The sequence below is a fragment of the Rhizobium sp. PRIMUS64 genome, assembly GCF_023006465.1.
GTDB lineage: Bacteria > Pseudomonadota > Alphaproteobacteria > Rhizobiales > Rhizobiaceae > Rhizobium > Rhizobium leguminosarum.
Window position 1 is genome coordinate 1 of record NZ_JALBGX010000143.1, and the last position, 16,413, is coordinate 16,413.

At 59.5% G+C, this 16,413-nt stretch carries 16 protein-coding genes and 3 pseudogenes; 14 read left to right on the forward strand and 5 right to left on the reverse strand.

Features of this window, described 5'->3' with window-relative positions; translation table 11 throughout:
- Nucleotides 1-85: 85 nt before the first annotated feature.
- The 3 genes from MOV76_RS33070 (at nt 86) to MOV76_RS33080 (ending at nt 1,933) form a co-directional block, all read left to right on the forward strand.
- Complete coding sequence (locus MOV76_RS33070; protein WP_009991124.1) at nt 86-289, forward strand: CCE_0567 family metalloprotein; 204 nt, start codon at nt 86-88, stop codon at nt 287-289.
- A complete protein-coding gene (gene fdxB / locus MOV76_RS33075) occupies nt 286-603 on the forward strand; it encodes a ferredoxin III, nif-specific (RefSeq protein WP_004677870.1) in 318 nt (105 codons plus the stop codon). The genes MOV76_RS33070 and fdxB overlap by 4 nt, the downstream gene beginning before the upstream one ends.
- A gap of 874 nt (nt 604-1,477) precedes the next feature.
- A complete protein-coding gene (locus tag MOV76_RS33080; protein ID WP_011053475.1) occupies nt 1,478-1,933 on the forward strand; it encodes a phasin in 456 nt (151 codons plus the stop codon).
- A 13-nt stretch (nt 1,934-1,946) separates the two neighbouring features.
- Here MOV76_RS33080 and MOV76_RS33085 read toward each other — a convergent pair whose 3' ends face one another.
- Complete coding sequence (locus MOV76_RS33085; protein WP_309506698.1) at nt 1,947-2,192, reverse strand: NAD(P) transhydrogenase subunit alpha; 246 nt, start codon at nt 2,190-2,192, stop codon at nt 1,947-1,949.
- Between the two features lie 463 nt (nt 2,193-2,655).
- Here MOV76_RS33085 and hemN point away from each other — a divergent pair, with 463 nt between their 5' ends.
- Nucleotides 2,656-4,008: an oxygen-independent coproporphyrinogen III oxidase gene (hemN, locus tag MOV76_RS33090; protein WP_016737481.1), complete on the forward strand. Its 1,353-nt coding sequence runs from the start codon at nt 2,656-2,658 to the stop codon at nt 4,006-4,008.
- A gap of 965 nt (nt 4,009-4,973) precedes the next feature.
- Here the strand turns inward: hemN and MOV76_RS33095 are convergent.
- Together MOV76_RS33095 and MOV76_RS33100 are read right to left on the reverse strand one after the other, a co-directional pair.
- Nucleotides 4,974-5,417 carry a pseudoazurin gene (locus tag MOV76_RS33095; protein WP_004674399.1) on the reverse strand — a complete coding sequence of 148 codons (444 nt, stop codon included), beginning with the start codon at nt 5,415-5,417 and terminating at the stop codon, nt 4,974-4,976.
- Nucleotides 5,418-5,723: 306 nt separating this feature from the next.
- Nucleotides 5,724-6,441, reverse strand: a pseudogene (locus tag MOV76_RS33100) (cyclic nucleotide-binding domain-containing protein); the annotation flags it as partial.
- A 241-nt stretch (nt 6,442-6,682) separates the two neighbouring features.
- On the opposite strand from MOV76_RS33100, the gene ccoN reads away from it, so the two are divergent.
- The 10 genes from ccoN to MOV76_RS33150 all read left to right on the forward strand — a co-directional run bounded on the left by ccoN (nt 6,683) and on the right by MOV76_RS33150 (nt 15,614).
- The gene (gene ccoN, locus MOV76_RS33105; protein WP_004674403.1) at nt 6,683-8,305 is read left to right on the forward strand and encodes a cytochrome-c oxidase, cbb3-type subunit I; all 1,623 of its coding nucleotides are present in this window, start codon (nt 6,683-6,685) and stop codon (nt 8,303-8,305) included.
- An 8-nt stretch (nt 8,306-8,313) separates the two neighbouring features.
- A complete protein-coding gene (gene ccoO, locus MOV76_RS33110) occupies nt 8,314-9,048 on the forward strand; it encodes a cytochrome-c oxidase, cbb3-type subunit II (protein ID WP_004674404.1) in 735 nt (244 codons plus the stop codon).
- 8 nt (nt 9,049-9,056) lie between these two features.
- Nucleotides 9,057-9,209: a cbb3-type cytochrome c oxidase subunit 3 gene (locus MOV76_RS33115; protein WP_004674411.1), complete on the forward strand. Its 153-nt coding sequence runs from the start codon at nt 9,057-9,059 to the stop codon at nt 9,207-9,209.
- 1 nt (nt 9,210) lies between these two features.
- A complete protein-coding gene (gene ccoP / locus MOV76_RS33120) occupies nt 9,211-10,074 on the forward strand; it encodes a cytochrome-c oxidase, cbb3-type subunit III (RefSeq protein WP_004674413.1) in 864 nt (287 codons plus the stop codon).
- Nucleotides 10,075-10,085: 11 nt separating this feature from the next.
- Nucleotides 10,086-10,271, forward strand: a complete 186-nt coding sequence (locus MOV76_RS33125; RefSeq protein ID WP_004674416.1) for a hypothetical protein — start codon at nt 10,086-10,088, stop codon at nt 10,269-10,271.
- Between the two features lie 167 nt (nt 10,272-10,438).
- On the forward strand, nt 10,439-12,013 hold the full coding sequence (gene ccoG / locus MOV76_RS33130) for a cytochrome c oxidase accessory protein CcoG (RefSeq protein ID WP_011053473.1): 1,575 nt from the start codon (nt 10,439-10,441) through the stop codon (nt 12,011-12,013).
- A complete protein-coding gene (locus MOV76_RS33135; RefSeq protein WP_011053472.1) occupies nt 12,010-12,495 on the forward strand; it encodes a FixH family protein in 486 nt (161 codons plus the stop codon). Before ccoG ends, MOV76_RS33135 begins: the two co-directional genes overlap by 4 nt.
- Nucleotides 12,492-14,762, forward strand: coding sequence for a cation-translocating P-type ATPase (locus MOV76_RS33140; RefSeq protein WP_011053471.1), 2,271 nt, complete (start codon nt 12,492-12,494; stop codon nt 14,760-14,762). The genes MOV76_RS33135 and MOV76_RS33140 overlap by 4 nt, the downstream gene beginning before the upstream one ends.
- Entirely contained in the window at nt 14,759-14,917 is a 159-nt protein-coding gene (gene ccoS / locus MOV76_RS33145; RefSeq protein WP_011053470.1) for a cbb3-type cytochrome oxidase assembly protein CcoS, read from the forward strand. The genes MOV76_RS33140 and ccoS overlap by 4 nt, the downstream gene beginning before the upstream one ends.
- Before the next feature lie 31 nt (nt 14,918-14,948).
- The gene (locus MOV76_RS33150; protein WP_011053469.1) at nt 14,949-15,614 is read left to right on the forward strand and encodes a Crp/Fnr family transcriptional regulator; all 666 of its coding nucleotides are present in this window, start codon (nt 14,949-14,951) and stop codon (nt 15,612-15,614) included.
- Between the two features lie 275 nt (nt 15,615-15,889).
- Here the strand turns inward: MOV76_RS33150 and MOV76_RS33155 are convergent.
- Together MOV76_RS33155 and MOV76_RS33160 are read right to left on the reverse strand one after the other, a co-directional pair.
- Nucleotides 15,890-16,075 (reverse strand): annotated as a pseudogene (locus tag MOV76_RS33155) (hypothetical protein); the annotation flags it as partial.
- Nucleotides 16,076-16,297: 222 nt separating this feature from the next.
- Nucleotides 16,298-16,413, reverse strand: a pseudogene (locus tag MOV76_RS33160) (IS481 family transposase); the annotation flags it as partial.

Below are 16,413 nucleotides of genomic sequence, written 5' to 3' on the forward strand. Positions count from 1 at the left end.
AATGGTCGATGACGCTATTGAAGTTATCGAAACCTATCCCGACGTGGCGCGGGCATCATGAAATCAATTTTCGAGGAAAGAGATCATGTCAGACATTGTGGAGCAGCTGAAAAAGGTCCGCAAGCTGCAGTCCCGCGCCGCCGCTGCGAAGATGGAGTTGCACGATCTTGCCGAGGACCTTCCGATTAATTGGGCTAGAATCAAGACCATTGCAGGAGAGACGTTCGACGCCTTCGCCGAGTTGAACGCTGCGAAGGAAGAGCTCGCTGCATTGGAGAATTCACGATGACTGGCCCTTTCGTCACGCGCGACGGCTCCAGCTGGGTGCCGGAGTACCTGACCTGCATCGATGCTACAACCTGCATCGGCTGTGGCCGATGCTTCAAAGCCTGCTCTCGCGAAGTCATGCACCTCTATGGCGTCGGTGAAGCGGGTGAAATCCTCGGCATCTGCGACGACGAGGAGGAAGACTTCGATGGCGAGCTCAATCGTATGATCATGGTTGTCGATGAGGCCGGCCGCTGCATTGGTTGCGGCGCCTGCGCGCGCGTCTGCCCGAAGAACTGTCAGACCCATGTCGCGGCAGACAAGGTTACTGCGTGATCTCGCGAACAAGTCAACGCTGTTACCTTCAGATCGTTTGTTGTCTCCTGCTGCTCGTCGTCTGCGCAAACGAACGAACGTAGTTACTTCGTGTGGCATTCCATCCACAAAGTTGGCGCTGCGATGGTGGCTAGTTCGTCGCTTCTTTCAATAGGACTTTTTTAAAAGCGCGAAGTGGCGATCGCTGTCTCGTCGCCCTCGGCGATGAACTTATCCGGTTGCCAAGGCAGATGCCCCGCGATTGGATCGCCACAGATCGTGCCGTTCGTGTCCCATGCCTGATCCGCGGATGCGGCGGTTCTAATCAATGGCGGCCGGTGCAAAGAAGGCACTGCAATTGCACGCAATGTCTCGCGCAAGCTGACCGTCGAGGTAAGCACCAGTGCGCAGCTGACGGAGGCACTTGCGGCGAGGACCGCAACGCCACTTTCCACCCCGCAGGCTCAATACGATCCGACACAGGACGATCCTGAGCGCGGTTGAATTACATGCTAATTCCCTTGTCCCCAGCGCAACCGTCGACATTTCTCGCAAATGTCGGGCATCCGCCACTTTTGTCAGGTTTGTCGTGATTGGAACGTTTTGTTCGCCGGTCTCTCCGTCAAATACACATCAACCTGCCCTCAACCCGCCCATTGATAAAAGAAAATCATCTTCTTGGCGCGTCGGAGCAGTTGGCATGGTGTTTGCTGATCCCTGGTTACAAGCGGCAGAAAGCAGTCTGCATGATGCCGGTTCATGAAACGAACGGAACGGAGGCCACCTGACCGTTCGTCATCGGATCCGCGTTCTACCAAGCGGCCATGCATCCGCCGGCGGAAGGGTCAATCCCGATGTCACAGCTTGCAACCAACTCAAAGAGAAGGAAAATGCAATGACCAAGATTTCCGAAAGATCCTTTGAAACGATCGAAAACCCGGGGTCATCGTCGCTCAAGGTGCCAGATCAGTTCGGCGCATCTGTTGAAAAGGGGAACAAGAAGGTGACAGAGGCTTTTTTGAAACTTGCGTCCGGCGCTGAAGCGACACAGAAAATGCTGCCTCCGATCCTCGAAACGACAAGTCTATTCGGCAACGAATTGTGGTGGAAGACGATCGCTGCACTGCAGGCCGACGCCGAGGCCAGCTTCTCACATTTGCAAGCTTTGCTGGGCGCGAATTCGCCGTCGCAGATCCTCGAACAGCAGTCGACCTTTTTCCGCAAGCGCGTTGAGACAAGTTTGCAGCACGCCAAGGAAGTCCGGGTGCTCTCAAGCAGGGCGGTGGAGGAAATCTCAAAGCCGGTCAAGGATGCTTTTGACAAGGTGCTGACGGACCTCAAGGCGACGTAAAACTGAGGAGACCCTAGAAATACCGCGCGGTGATCTGCCCGGTGAAGAAACACCTGAAGTTCGCACTCGCTTCGATGACCGCCCGGTAACCCCGATCTTTCCCATTCATCTTCTGTGCACGGCTGATGCGCGGGACCATGTCTATGGCGCTTATATTCGCGCCCGAATGCAGAGCCCGCTTGAGCAACTCATTGTTGGCTGCGGGATAGAAGAAAGCGATTAGCGTCTTTTCAGGCGACAGCAGGGCGACCTCATTGATCGAGGCGCACCTTGACGATCACGTCGGCGGCCGCGGCGAGGGCCTGTGGAATTGGAAAACGACCACGACTTCCGCGTTTCGGTAGGCTTCGCTCGAGATTCCCGCCGTTAGGCCGGCACCAGTTCCACTGGCGATCAACAAACTATCGCCGGGGGCCAGCGCATGGAGCGAGCCGAAACCGTGGGATGGCTCGACCGGCGACAGCACGCGGACACCAATTTGTTTCACCCGTTTTGCGTATCAGTCATTCTTGCTCATTTCCTTGTGGCACGTCTCTTCGAACAGCCGGGACCGCGGCTCGACCCATGTCAGAACGAGATGTTAGGCGGGTTCGAAAGTGCTGACTTTCACAGCGGACAAAGATCCGGCTGATTCTGGCCTGAGACGTCATCATTGATTTGGGACAAGGAAGCCGGCGCGGCCGGAGATCATAAAGCATCCTGTTTTGAAAAGGGATGCGAAAATGTCTGATGATCTGATCGCCAAATACGGCGATGCGCGGGTTCCGCGTTATACGAGTTACCCGACGGCGGCGGCTTTTTCTGCAGCCGTGGGGCCGGATGAATATGCCGGCAATCTCGCCCATATCGCCGCGGCTGGCCCGGTTTCGGTTTATCTCCACGTCCCGTTCTGCCGTTCGATATGCTGGTACTGCGGCTGCCACACGACCATCACCCGGCAAGACGCTCCGGTCGCCGACTATCTCGACGTGATGAAGGAAGAGATCGAGCTCGTCTCTTTTGCGGCCGGAAACGACGTGCCCGTCAAGTACGTGCATTTCGGCGGCGGCACGCCGTCGGTCATGAAGCCGCAGGAATTTTCGGCTCTAATGGCAAAGCTCAGGAGTGCCTTCACGTTTGAAGCGAAAGCCGGCGTCGCAGTCGAGATCGACCCTCGCACATTGGTCGCCCCCATGATCGATGCGCTCGCCGAAAACGGCGTCGACCGCGCAAGCCTCGGCGTCCAGAGCTTCGATCCGATCGTGCAGGCCGGTATCAAGCGGCTGCAATCCTTTGAGCAGACGGAAAGGGCGGTCGCCGGGTTGCGCTCAGCAGGCGTCAGCAGCATCAACTTCGACCTAATTTATGGCCTTCCGAAACAGACTGTCCAATCTTGCATCGAGACGGTCCGGCTGGCTGCAGAACTGCGTCCCGAACGTTTCGCCGTTTTCGGTTACGCTCACATACCCGCTTTTAAGAAACATCAGCGCCTGATCGACGAAGCATCGCTGCCGGACGCAAAACAGCGGAACGAGCAGGCGGAAGTGATCGCCGAGGAGCTCCAGAAGGCCGGATATCTGCGCATTGGGCTCGATCATTTTGCACTGCCGAACGATCAGTTGGCGCTCGCCGCGCGCAACAGAACGCTGAGGAGAAACTTCCAGGGCTATACCACGGATGATTGCGATAGCCTGATCGGCCTCGGCGCATCTGCGATCGGGCGGCTGCCGGCCGGCTATATGCAGAACCACGTGCCTCTCGGCCTCTATGCCGAGCGAATTGCCTTCGGGGTGCTGCCGACCGCCAAGGGATATCTTCTCAGCGAGGAGGACAAGCTTCGGGCGAGGGTCATCGAGAGGCTGATGTGCGATTTCGAAGCCGATCTCGGCCAGTTGAGCAGCGGATCGGGTTTCGACACCGGCTTCCTTGTCGAGCGCAACGACCGTCTCGGCGAGCTCATGGCCGACGGCGTCGTGACGATCAGCGGTGAGCGGATTGTCGTATGCGAGGAGGCGCGCTTCATGGTCCGTGCAGTCGCGGCGGCATTCGACGCCTATTTTAGCTCGCACGGGCACACGCACAGCAAGGCAGCCTAGTACTTGTCGCCGGAAGTGTGCATCGGTTCCGGCGACACGAAACGCATCAAAGGCCGCGCGAGAAGACATCGAGTTCCCGTTTCTCGATCGAGGACCCTGCAGTTATCTTCCCAGGAGTCCCGTCGACAACGGCACGTCGAGGAGGATCGACGTCGCAAGTTCGTGTGAAGCAGGGCGGGCGCACTCACAAATACGGTCATCGGGCCGCCCTGTCACAAGTAGATGGGCGCCCGTATCACCGCCTGGACGTCGAGGTCGTTATCGTCGAGCTTTTCGGCTCATTCAAATACAGCTCGATCTCGGCAGGCCCTGGCCCAGGGTATCGTTGGCGACTGACGTCGAACCTTTAAGGTGGCGTGGGCAAGCGCCGGTCCGCAGAGTTGTGCCCATCGCGATTATGGCGGCCGCGCAGGCGCCTGAAGGAGCCTTTTCGCGAGGTGAGCTACCGAGCGCCACATGATCGACGGCTCTCGCCCTCTCACGAACGCGGTTGTTCGAGCACGTCGAAGGACGAGGCAGGGGTCTCCTAGTTGTAGGACTTGCCTGCCGCGGGGATTTCGATCAAACGTTCGACGGCGCCTTCCGTGCAATTCTTGGGTAACCAGAACGAGACCCCGGGTTTTGGCTGGCATCTCCTTCGCGACTGCCGCGCAAAAAAACGACCTCGTTATATTCGTCGTCAGCGAGATTGCCGCCGGGCTAGTGATCTTGCCCACGCGTTCCTTCACAGGTCTGCCGTGCAGATCATAGCTCTTTTCACAGGCCACATTCACTTTCTCGACGGTCCCACCAGGTTTCGGCATCGGCTTTGCCGACAACCGTGTCCGACCACTGCCTTGGACGTCTTGCCTGACAGCGCCTGGCTCTGCTCGATGCTCACTGAGCATCAGCTGCTCCTGGCGAGGCAAACAGCTGCCACGAAAGCCATCGTCATGGGCTGCGCGGTCATCCGCACCTGCTGTGTCTCACTGGGTGATGTTTGTGAGGTCGGCATCGAGCCGCTTGCGCACCATGTTCGGCACCTTTGCAGTCTTGATCGCTTCGAGATTGGGCGGACTGTCACCCACCTGGATCAGGGCAACCATGCCCATGCCGGAATGTGGGGTGCATTTCAGGACATAGACGCCTGGAACATCGAATTTCGCGCGATATAGCTCATTCGGCTTTGACTTGAAGTCGGCAACGCCATCCGGAATGAGGCCTTTGAAGGTTTCGACGTTGTGGCCCTTGTCGGTGGGGATGAAGGTGACGGTGTCGCCGGGGGCGATCTTCAGGAAGCCAGGCTCGAACACCATCGCGCCTTCCGTGCCTTTGTTGAGCATCCGAACCTGGTGGTCGGCCGCCATCAACGGCGCTGCCGAAACAATCAAGGCTGCCGCTGCAGCGATCAGACCGAATTTTAACCGCATTTGCAAGCTCCTTTTCTGCGAGACCCAATCAGCCTCATGAATGTGTCTTAGCAGATGCCGGAATTGGGCTCTTTGACGCCCGTCAAATTCGGGGAAAAAAGGCAGAAGGTCCCAATTTTTGCCTGCTTGCCCAGCGCCCTTGCGAGGGACATGGCAGCCTGCAAGCGATGTAGGAATCACCGAAGGACAAGCACGCTCGGCGAACGTCGGCGCTGCTGAACAGCTTAGGATTGCCGTGACTGAGCTCATATCGCGTCGAGAAGTTCGCGGAGGGCATGAATGTCGATCCCGCGGCTTGTCGCGTGTGTTGAGGTTTACCCTCTGACAGAAATCCTCGGGAAAATCATCAGTGTCGCCCGATAACCGTACCAGCGGGCAAGATTGACGTTCCGCAGGTCGTGCCTGCCCTCGGGAATAACGATGTTGCGCGACGCAAGTTTCGTAACGGTGTGGGCCAGGGTCTCAATGGTCAGGCCGAGATGATCCGCAATGTCTTGACGATTCATGGAAACGCGCAACGGACCTTGGCGGACGCGGGTTGCGCCGGAATGCAAGCTTCACGATGAAGCTGCAGGGGCGCTCCTCGGCGTTCTTCTTCGGCAACAGCACCATCTGTTCATGCGAAGCGGCCGCCTCCTGCCAGAGCAACGAGAGCTAGGTCGAGCGAGCGCATTAGACCGAGCGACTTCCCCGTGGAAACTCATGTGCGATATCCGGCGGATCTTGCATTTCGTGACGGCCTCAGCCGTAAATAGGAAATCGTTTTGCAGCGACGCGCCGTTGAGATCGCCGGCGAATTGAAGAGCGATTATCACCCGACGATCTTTCGCCGATGATACGAAGCAGGCGCACGACACCTTCTTCCACCTGGACAAGATGGTTGCTTATCACCCTCCCACCAAATCGCCTTACCGGCTGCGACGGCCTCGGCCGCCGAGCCTACGAACAGCGAAGAGAGGGATTGGCCGGCATGTATGGCTTCGCGCCCCTTCGCGCCATTGTCGAACGCGTGGTTGTTCTGCACAGCATCTTCATCGCCCCTTGTGGCAGTGGGTGCGGTAGAAAGCAGCTGCGTCACACGGGAGTAAGCGGGCGGTGCCAAAGGGGGAAGTTTGCAACAGAGTGTAACAACGTCGGTTCGTCCACCGCTTCCAGTCCGCTTGTTGATGTAGATCAAGGAGCCGTTCCCGTCTTCGTGACAGTCCTGCCTCGAAATCCGAGAAAGCCGGCCGCGAGGCGGTCGTCTGCGCACTGGAGACGACATCATGAATTACACGACAGAAACGATGGTGATCGCGGTCGCAGCGTTTCTGGCGCTGCTCGCGGCCGCATTCGCGCACGATCATCTGTTTGCAGTCCATATGGGTATACTTTGCCTCTGCCTGGTTGCGGGAACGCTGCTGCTTGTCAGAAACGCAGAGTTTTCGCCGACGGGCCAACAGCGCAAAACAGAGCTTACGGGCTATTGCGACGAGGTAATCCGCTACGGCCTGATCGCTACGGTGTTCTGGGGCGTCGTCGGCTTCCTCGTCGGCGTGATCATCGCGCTGCAGCTCGCCTTTCCCGACCTCAACATCGCGCCCTATTGGAATTTCGGAAGATTGCGGCCGGTTCACACATCGGCGGTGATCTTCGCCTTCGGCGGCAACGCGCTGATCATGACATCCTTCTATGTGGTGCAACGCACCTGTCGCGCGCGTCTCTTCGGAGGAACACTCGCCTGGTTCGTCTTCTGGGGCTACCAGCTGTTCATCGTGATGGCTGCGACCGGCTACGTGATCGGCATCAATCAGTCGCGCGAATATGCCGAGCCCGAATGGTACGTCGACCTGTGGCTTACCATCGTCTGGGTCGCCTATCTGGCCGTCTATCTCGGAACGATCCTGAAGCGCAAAGAGCCGCATATCTACGTGGCAAACTGGTTCTATCTCAGCTTCATAGTCACCATTGCGATGCTGCATGTGGTCAACAACCTCGCTGTTCCGGCGTCGTTCCTCGGCTCCAAGAGCTATTCTCTCTTCTCCGGCGTCCAGGATGCACTCACCCAATGGTGGTACGGCCACAACGCCGTCGGCTTCTTCCTCACCGCCGGCTTCCTGGGGATGATGTACTATTTTGTGCCGAAGCAGGCCAACCGGCCGGTTTATTCCTACCGGCTGTCGATCATCCACTTCTGGGCCCTGATCTTCATGTATATCTGGGCCGGCCCGCATCATCTGCATTACACGGCGCTGCCTGACTGGGCGCAGACGCTCGGAATGGTCTTCTCCGTCATGCTCTGGATGCCCTCCTGGGGCGGCATGATCAACGGTTTGATGACCCTTTCGGGCGCCTGGGACAAAATTCGCACCGACCCGATCATCCGGATGATGATCGTCGCCATCGCATTTTATGGGATGTCGACCTTCGAAGGCCCGATGATGTCGATAAAGGCGGTCAATTCGCTCAGCCACTATACCGAATGGACGATCGGTCACGTGCATTCCGGAGCACTTGGCTGGGTGGGTATGATCACCTTCGGGGCGATATACTACCTGACGCCGAAACTGTGGGGGCGCGAGCGCCTCTACAGCCTGCGGATGGTCAACTGGCACTTCTGGCTCGCGACGCTCGGGATCGTGATCTACGCCGCGGTGCTCTGGGTCGCGGGCATCCAGCAGGGGCTGATGTGGCGAGAATACAATTCCCAGGGCTTCCTCGTCTATTCCTTCGCTGAAACGGTCGCGGCGATGATCCCCTATTACGTGCTGCGTGCCGTCGGCGGAGCACTCTACCTAGCGGGTGGCCTCGTCATGGCCTGGAACGTGTTCATGACGATCCGCGGCCACCTGCGCGACGAAGCGCCAATCCCGACCAGTTTGGTGCCCCAGGCACAGCCTGCCGAGTGAGGTGAGACATGGCATCGTTACTTGATAAACATAAGACCCTCGAGAAGAACGCGACGCTTCTTCTGGTCGGCTCGCTGCTGGTCGTCAGCATTGGCGGCATCGTTGAAATCGCACCGCTGTTCTACCTGCAGAACACGATCGAAAAAGTGGAAGGCATGCGGCCCTACACGCCGCTAGAGCTCGCCGGACGGAACATCTACATCCGTGAAGGCTGCTATCTCTGCCACAGCCAGATGATCCGGCCGTTCCGTGATGAGGTCGAACGTTACGGCCATTATTCGCTCGCCGCGGAATCGATGTACGACCACCCGTTCCAATGGGGATCCAAGCGGACAGGGCCCGATCTGGCCCGCGTCGGGGGGCGTTACTCGAACGAATGGCACGTCCAGCATCTCGCAAATCCGCGGGCCGTGGTGCCGGAATCAATCATGCCGAGCTACGCCTTCCTCGAAGAGAAGGAGGTGACGGTCAGGAGTATCGGAGAGGACCTCAAGGCCAATGAGGACGTGGGCGTGCCTTACAGCGACGACATGCTGGCGAATGCCGAGGCCGACATGAGAGCCCAGGCCGATCCGAACGCGGACACGGCGGCTCTACTCAAGCGCTACCCAAATGCGAATGTCGGCGATCTCGACGGCGATCCAACCCGGCTGACCGAGATGGACGCGCTGGTGTCCTACCTGCAGATGCTCGGAACGCTGGTTAATTTCTCGACCTATGACGACGCGACCGGCTACCGGTGAGGTGATCCATGGAAACTTACACTGCAATGAGACACTTCTCCGACAGCTGGGGCCTCCTGGCAATGGCCGCATTCTTCGTCGGCGCGGTCATGCTCACCCTTCGCCCAGGTAGCAAGCAGACGGCCAAAGATGCCGCCGATATTCCCTTGAAGGACGATTGAGATGTCGCAAAAGCATATCGATGAACTGAGCGGCGTCGAAACGACGGGTCATGAATGGGACGGCATCCAAGAGCTCAACAATCCCATGCCGCGCTGGTGGATCTGGACCTTCTACGTGACGATCCTCTGGGCGATCGGCTACGCCATCGCTTACCCGGCCATCCCGATGATCACTTCCGCCACTAACGGCTATCTCGGTTATTCAACGCGCGCCGAGCTGCAGCAGGACCTCAATCTCGCTAAGTCATCGCAGACGGAGTTCCATGACCTGATCGCTGCCAAGACAGTGGAGGAGATCGACGCGGATCCTGCTCTTCGTAAATTCGCGATCGCTGGCGGCGCATCCGCTTTCAAGGTGAACTGCGCGCCCTGCCATGGATCGGGAGCGAGCGGCGGTCCGGGGTTTCCGAATCTCAACGACGACGACTGGCTGTGGGGCGGGGATCTGAATGCCATCCAGGCCACGATCTCTCATGGCATCCGCTTCGACGGCGATACGGATAGCCATTCCTCCGAAATGCCGCCCTTTGCCGGTGTTCTGGAGCCCATCCAGATGAAGCAGGTCGCCGCCTTTGTCTGGGGGCTGACCAATACGCCCTCGGATGTCGGTCTGGCGGCGGCCGGAAAACAGGTTTTCTTCGACAATTGCGCCCCATGTCACGGCGAGGACGCCAAAGGAAAGGTGGAAATGGGTGCGCCGGATCTCGCCGACGCAATCTGGCTGAAGTCGCGGGGTGAAGACGCCATCCTTCGTCAGGTTGCCTCTCCCAAACATGGCGTAATGCCTGCCTGGGCAGCGCGCCTGGGGGACACAACGGTAAACGAGCTTACTATTTTCGTTCATGCGCTCGGCGGCGGCACGTAAGGAGAAGAGACATGACAGCCCACGACCGCAATCCGATCCTCCCTCTCTACGGCGCGCCGCGTGCTGTTATCCGATCGCGTGTCTCAGCCCGCGCCCAACAGATGCCTGCGTCTTCGGAGCAGGACGACCCTGCAAAAATCGGCAATTCGATGGTGAGTTTGATCTGCCTCAAAGACCACAAGCAGACGAGCCGATAGTTTCAGCTCCTGTGGAGGACGTCCCAGCGGTTTCTCCGCCGCTGTCCTCCGGCCACGCCCTTACTCTGGGGCGTGGCCTTTTCGCTTCTGCACGGTCGTTCTTGATCTGCATCAAGGAACGGATCCGCCACGGCTGGGAAAAGAGTGGTGAAAATCGGACAGGTCCTATGAATCTCTATACCCGCCCTAATCTAAATGACATTGACCACGTTCGCGTCGAACCCGTCAACGCCCGGCGCAACCGCCAGCCTCTCTATGCGCCGCGCAAGAAGATCTTTCCGAAACGAGCCGAAGGGCCCTTTCGCCGGTTCAAATGGGTCTTGATGCTGCTCACGCTTGGCACCTATTACCTCGCGCCGTGGATTCGCTGGGACCGCGGTCCCTATGCGCCCAATCAGGCAATCCTCGTCGACCTCGCCTCGCGGCGCTTCTTCTTTTTCTTCATCGAGATCTGGCCGCAGGAATTCTACTATGTGGCGGGCCTGCTCGTCATGGCGGGCTTCGGCCTCTTTCTCCTCACCGCCGCTGTCGGCCGCGCCTGGTGTGGCTATGCCTGTCCGCAGACCGTCTGGGTCGATCTCTTTCTCGTCGTCGAACGCGCTGTCGAAGGCGACCGAAACGCTCGGATGAAGCTCGATGCCGACCCCTTCACTTTCGACAAGCTCAGGAAGCGGGTGATCAAGCACGCGATCTGGCTGCTGATCGCCATCGCCACGGGCGGAGCATGGATCTTCTATTTTGCCGACGCGCCGAGCCTGGCGGCTTCACTGTTTGACGGCAGCGCTCCTGCCGCTGCGTATGCCACGATCGCCACCCTGACCGCGACGACCTATGTGCTTGGCGGCCTCATGCGCGAACAGACATGCACCTATATGTGTCCGTGGCCGCGCATTCAGGGCGCGATGCTGGATGAGAATTCGCTTGTTGTCACCTACAACGACTGGCGGGGCGAGCAGCGGTCGCGCCATGGCAAGAAGGCTCAGGGTCTGCCGGTGGGCGATTGCGTGGACTGCAATGCCTGCGTCGCCGTCTGCCCGATGGGGATCGACATCCGCGACGGCCAGCAGATGGAATGCATCACATGCGCCCTCTGCATCGACGCCTGTGGCGGCGTCATGGACAAGCTCGGGAAGCCACACGGCCTGATCGCCTATGCGACGCTCAAGGAATATTCGAGCAACATGTCGCTTGCTACTGACGGAGGACGGACAGCCATCCAGCCCTCCAATGTCCGAAACGACGACGGAAGCTTCATGCCAGCTGTCCGGAATTTCGACTGGCGCATCATCTTCCGCCGAAGAATTGTCTTCTACGGTGTCGTCTGGGCATCGATCGGCGTCGCCATGGTCGTCCATCTCGCCTTACGCGATCGGCTCAGGCTCAACGTTATCCACGACCGGAACCCTCAATATGTTCTGGAAAGCGACGGCTCCATCCGAAACGGCTACACGCTGCATGTCCTCAACATGGTGCCGAAGCCGCGGGACGTGACCATCACCCTCGTCGGGCTGGAGGGGGGCACAATGCGCATTCCCGAGTTCGGCGGGCAGGATGCCCGCAGCTTCACCGCTCACGTCGAACCCGACGCGGCCACGACGCTCAAGGTCTTCGTCACGCGCGCCCCAGACGGGGCAGAGATCAACGAATTCCTCTTCGTCATCGAAGATATAGGTCAAGACGCAGGTCAAGCCGACCGGGCGAGCTATCGCGCGGCGTTCAACGCGCCGGGAGACGTGAAATGAAGACTTCTACTCAGGGCTTTACCGGCTTGCACGTGCTGCTTGCCACCTCGGCATTCTTCGCCGTAGTGATCGCCGTAAACGCCACCATGGCCTTCTATGCTGCGTCCAGCTGGAGTGGCATCGTCGTGGAAAACACCTATGTGGCCAGCCAGGAATTCAACACCAGGGCGGCAGCGATGAAGGCAATGGCCGCCTCCGGCGTCGAGGGCGCGCTCGTCGTTAAGGGCAGCCAAATCCGTTACGACATCCACGACCAGGCCGGCACGCCTGCGATCATCGATGATGTCACGCTGAACTTCAAACGGCCCGTCGGCGATCATGAGGATTTCCGCGTGACGCTCCGGAAGACGGGCGAAGGGCGGTTCGAAGCCGATCACCAGGTTGTCGCCGGCGACTGGATCGTCGAGGCCATATCGAGAATGAACGGGGCGGTCGTCATGCATGAGGCCAAACGCTTCGACACCGCGGAGTTCCGCCAATGACCTGCTGCTCGATGGATGCGGAAAGCGTTCTCGGCCTCAGCGCGACATCCGCCAGCGCCGAGGAGGTATGCCTTGCAAGCCACCCGCTCGGGGCTGGGTTACGCCAGGTCGACCTCAGCGTGCCCGACGTCCACTGTGGCGACTGCATATTGACCCTCGAAAAAGCGCTGTCGGCGCTTGCGTTCGTCAGGAAAGCCCGGGTCAATCTCACCGCCAGGCGTGTCACCTGCGTCTATCAGGAAGAGATCGAGGCGAAGGCGACCGATCCCTCCGAAATCCTCGCCGCGATCACCTTGGCCGGATACCGCGCCCATCTCATCACGTCGACAGCACCCGAAACCGACAGGATCCGGAACCAGCTACTGCTGGCGATTGGAGTTTCCGGCTTTGCGGCCGCCAACATCATGATGCTCTCGGTGTCGGTATGGTCGGGCGCCGATGCGGCCACGCGCGACATGTTTCACTGGATCTCGGCGATGATCGCGGCGCCGGCGCTGGTTTATGGTGGACGCTTCTTCTTCAAATCGGCCTGGAGCGGGCTCAAGCGTAGGCGCACCAACATGGATGTTCCGATCTCGCTTGCAGTGACGCTGTCCTATGCGGTCTCCCTATGGGAAACCATGCACCATGGCGAACATGCCTGGTTCGACGCGTCGGTGTCTCTGCTGTTCTTCCTGCTGATCGGCAGAACCCTCGATCATGTGATGCGGGAAAAAGCCCGCGCCGCGATCAACGGGCTTGCCAGACTGGCGCCGCGCGGGGCGCAGCTGATGATGCCGGACGGGTCGCGGCACTACATCCCGGTCGAAGAGATCGCCGTCGGGGATAACATCGCGATTGCCGCCGGCCAACGCATTCCCGTCGATGGCATGATCGTCAGCGGCGAGAGCGATGTTGACCTCTCCATCGTCACCGGTGAAAGCAGCACGGTCGCCGTCGCCGCAGGCAGCGCGCTGAATTCGGGTGCGATGAACCTGACCGGTTCGCTCGTCCTGCGGGCGACCAAAGTGGCAAGGGATTCGCTTCTTTCCGAGATCATCGGCCTGATGGAAGCGGCCGAGGGCGGCAGGGCTCGTTATCGCCGGGTCGCCGATCGCGCCGCAGCACTTTATTCTCCCGCCGTGCACCTGTTGGCGCTGGCCTCCTTTCTCGCCTGGGGCTTGCTTGGGGGCGATTGGAAACAGGCCATGCTGGTCGCGGTCGCGGTGCTGATCATCACATGCCCCTGCGCATTGGGCCTTGCTGTACCGGTGGTCCAGGTGGTCGCCGCCGGCGAACTTTTCCGCAGGGGCATCGTGGTGAAGGACGGTTCGGCGCTCGAAAGACTGGCCGACGCGGACATCGTGGCCTTCGACAAGACCGGCACCCTGACGATGGGCCGGCCCCGCCTCGTCCGAATCGACTCGATCGCGGGCAATAGAGCCATCGTTTGCGCAATGGCGGCGCATTCACGGCATCCGCTTTCCCAGGGTCTGGTGCGGGACATAGACATCTCTTACCCCTTCGCCTTCGACAGGGTCACGGAAATCGCCGGCGGGGGGCTGGAAGCCTGGCAAGGAGCGGACTTCTATCGGCTCGGCAACCGGGCCTTTGCCTGCGGAACCGGGCTCACGCCCGCGGGCGATACTCCGTTTTCGGAGGTGGTCCTGTCGAAAAACGGCGTCGATCTCGCCCGTTTCCTGTTTGACGACACGCTTCGTCCGGGCGCCGCGGAGACTTTCCGCCAGCTCGCTGCAGCCGGTATCGAAACGTTGATAGTATCCGGCGACAGGCAGGCCGTCGTCGACAACACAGCGCGGGCTCTCGGTATCGGCAAAGCTCTGGGCGACCTGGGGCCGAAACAGAAGGTCGAGGAACTCCAGAGGCTGGGCGCCGAGGGCTATCGCGTGCTCATGGTCGGCGACGGGATCAACGACGCACCGGCGCTGGCCGCCGCGCAGGTCTCGATGGCGCCTGCAACCGCATCCGACGTCGGCAGGCAAGCCGCCGACCTTATCTTCTTCAACGATCGTCTCGATGCCGTTCCTGAGGCAATCGCCGTTGCACGAAGATCCGCCAGCCTCATTCGCCAGAACTTTGCTCTCGCCATCGGTTACAACGTGCTTGCGGTACCGATCGCAATCGCCGGCCTGGCAACGCCGCTGATAGCGGCGGTGGCCATGTCGACTTCGTCGATCATCGTCGTGACGAATGCGCTGCGATTAAATGCCTTCGGCCTACGGAGCGAGCCGCTTGCCGGCGGACGTGCGGAAGTTGAAACCGCATGAACATGCTGATCTATCTGATGCCGATCGCACTGCTGATGGGGGGAATGGGTCTCCTGGCGTTCCTCTGGTCGCTGACGAGCCGCCAGTACGAGGACCTTGAAGGAGCAGCTTGGCGAATCCTCGTCGAGGACGAAACCGATTGCAAAAGACCTTGAACCGCTCACGGCCGAAACGAAAGGAAGATCGATGCTATCGAGACATCCCATACTTTTGCGATCTGACCTGTTTCACGGCCTGGACAAAGCAAGGATAGAAGAACTGGCCGACACGGCTCAGTTCCAGATCTTCGCACCGGACGAGCGGATCATCGCCGAGGGCCAGCAGGCGTCGTTCGTCTATTGCGTGATGCGCGGCTTCGTGCGACTTTCGAAGTCGGAATCCGCGGGGCGCCAGGCAGATATCTGCATCTGCGAACCGGGTGAGACGTTCGGTGAATATCTCCTGTCGGCAGGCGGCTCCTACACCTACAGCGCATGGTCCGCCGACGGCGCAGAGGTCGCGTTGTTCGACCTTGTGGAGTTGCGGGCGCTTGCCGACCGGGACCCCGTCATGCGTCGCAACGTCATGCGCATCATGGCCCGGCATCTGCTCGGTGCCATGGATTGCATAGCGGGAGACCGGCTGCACACGGCTGCACAGCGTGTTGCGAATTACCTCGTCAGCCGCTGCCCGGCCTCAGCATCGCAGGCCACCTTTCGCCTGCCTTACCGGAAAAGAATTCTGGCCGGCAAACTCGGGGTTGCGCCCGAAGCCCTTTCGCGGGCTTTCGCTGCCCTCGGTCCTGCAGGGGTCGAAGTCAGAGGCAGGGTCGTCGTGGTTGACAGCGTCGATCTGCTGCGGAAGGCGTGCTGACCTCGGGGCAGGGCGATAACCGCGCCGGAATTCGACAACCGTCAATATGGCGATCGCTTGCTCCGTTATGGCCAGGCGCAAAAAAGCACCAGGACGGATTGTTTTTGTGATCTCGACTGTCTTCATCGCTTGCTTCAGGCCTTGTCCGCATCAACGGTGGCGCTGACGACACATGCGGATACCGTCGGACTGGCGGGCTTAATAGGGAAGTGCAGACGAACGGGCGCAACGAGCACCAACATGCGACGGAGAGCGTCCGGCGCTATTCTTCGAGGGGCCGTCGCGAGATAACCCATGCTGATGGTGCTTGCGAAGAGGTAGATGAACAGGCCCTTCGCGAGATAATTCTCAAGCGTGCCTGCCGCGGCAAATCCATTTTGCCAAACGAAGAAGCCCACGGCGGATCCAATTGCGAACCCCGTCGCCAAACGCGTGAGTATGAACCTGATCATGCGAGGCATGGCACCACCTCAGACTTAGTCATTACAAATGGCCGGGCAACGGAAATGCTGGCTGGCCAATTGAGTTTTGTCAACGACTGGCGCAAGCCGTCATGCAAGCAGCGGCGGGAGCCGGAGACTACAACAGTGCATCTTCTGTCTTTCGCAGCCGGCGTTATCACGCCTGCGAATGCGTCGAGGCTGAGTGAGTTGCGAGTTGCAAGGACGATGCGCGCTAAGGACCTAGATGTGGAGCCTCAACAGGTTGTCCTCGGTCAGGCCGAGTCTGCTGATTGGTGTATTATATTTTAGGCTGCCATGGGGTCGATGCCAATTGTAGCGATGGAGCCATTTTGGCA

Excerpts from the sequence above, each read along its gene's own strand:
- MOV76_RS33070 (WP_009991124.1), top strand. The coding sequence starts at position 86 with ATGTCAGACATTGTGGAGCAGCTGAAAAAGGTCCGCAAGCTGCAGTCC.
- fdxB (WP_004677870.1), top strand. The coding sequence starts at position 286 with ATGACTGGCCCTTTCGTCACGCGCGACGGCTCCAGCTGGGTGCCGGAG.
- MOV76_RS33080 (WP_011053475.1), top strand. The coding sequence starts at position 1,478 with ATGACCAAGATTTCCGAAAGATCCTTTGAAACGATCGAAAACCCGGGG.
- hemN (WP_016737481.1), top strand. The coding sequence starts at position 2,656 with ATGTCTGATGATCTGATCGCCAAATACGGCGATGCGCGGGTTCCGCGT.
- MOV76_RS33095 (WP_004674399.1), bottom strand. The coding sequence starts at position 5,417 with ATGCGGTTAAAATTCGGTCTGATCGCTGCAGCGGCAGCCTTGATTGTT.
- ccoN (WP_004674403.1), top strand. The coding sequence starts at position 6,683 with ATGAATTACACGACAGAAACGATGGTGATCGCGGTCGCAGCGTTTCTG.
- ccoO (WP_004674404.1), top strand. The coding sequence starts at position 8,314 with ATGGCATCGTTACTTGATAAACATAAGACCCTCGAGAAGAACGCGACG.
- MOV76_RS33115 (WP_004674411.1), top strand. The coding sequence starts at position 9,057 with ATGGAAACTTACACTGCAATGAGACACTTCTCCGACAGCTGGGGCCTC.
- ccoP (WP_004674413.1), top strand. The coding sequence starts at position 9,211 with ATGTCGCAAAAGCATATCGATGAACTGAGCGGCGTCGAAACGACGGGT.
- MOV76_RS33125 (WP_004674416.1), top strand. The coding sequence starts at position 10,086 with ATGACAGCCCACGACCGCAATCCGATCCTCCCTCTCTACGGCGCGCCG.
- ccoG (WP_011053473.1), top strand. The coding sequence starts at position 10,439 with ATGAATCTCTATACCCGCCCTAATCTAAATGACATTGACCACGTTCGC.
- MOV76_RS33135 (WP_011053472.1), top strand. The coding sequence starts at position 12,010 with ATGAAGACTTCTACTCAGGGCTTTACCGGCTTGCACGTGCTGCTTGCC.
- MOV76_RS33140 (WP_011053471.1), top strand. The coding sequence starts at position 12,492 with ATGACCTGCTGCTCGATGGATGCGGAAAGCGTTCTCGGCCTCAGCGCG.
- ccoS (WP_011053470.1), top strand. The coding sequence starts at position 14,759 with ATGAACATGCTGATCTATCTGATGCCGATCGCACTGCTGATGGGGGGA.
- MOV76_RS33150 (WP_011053469.1), top strand. The coding sequence starts at position 14,949 with ATGCTATCGAGACATCCCATACTTTTGCGATCTGACCTGTTTCACGGC.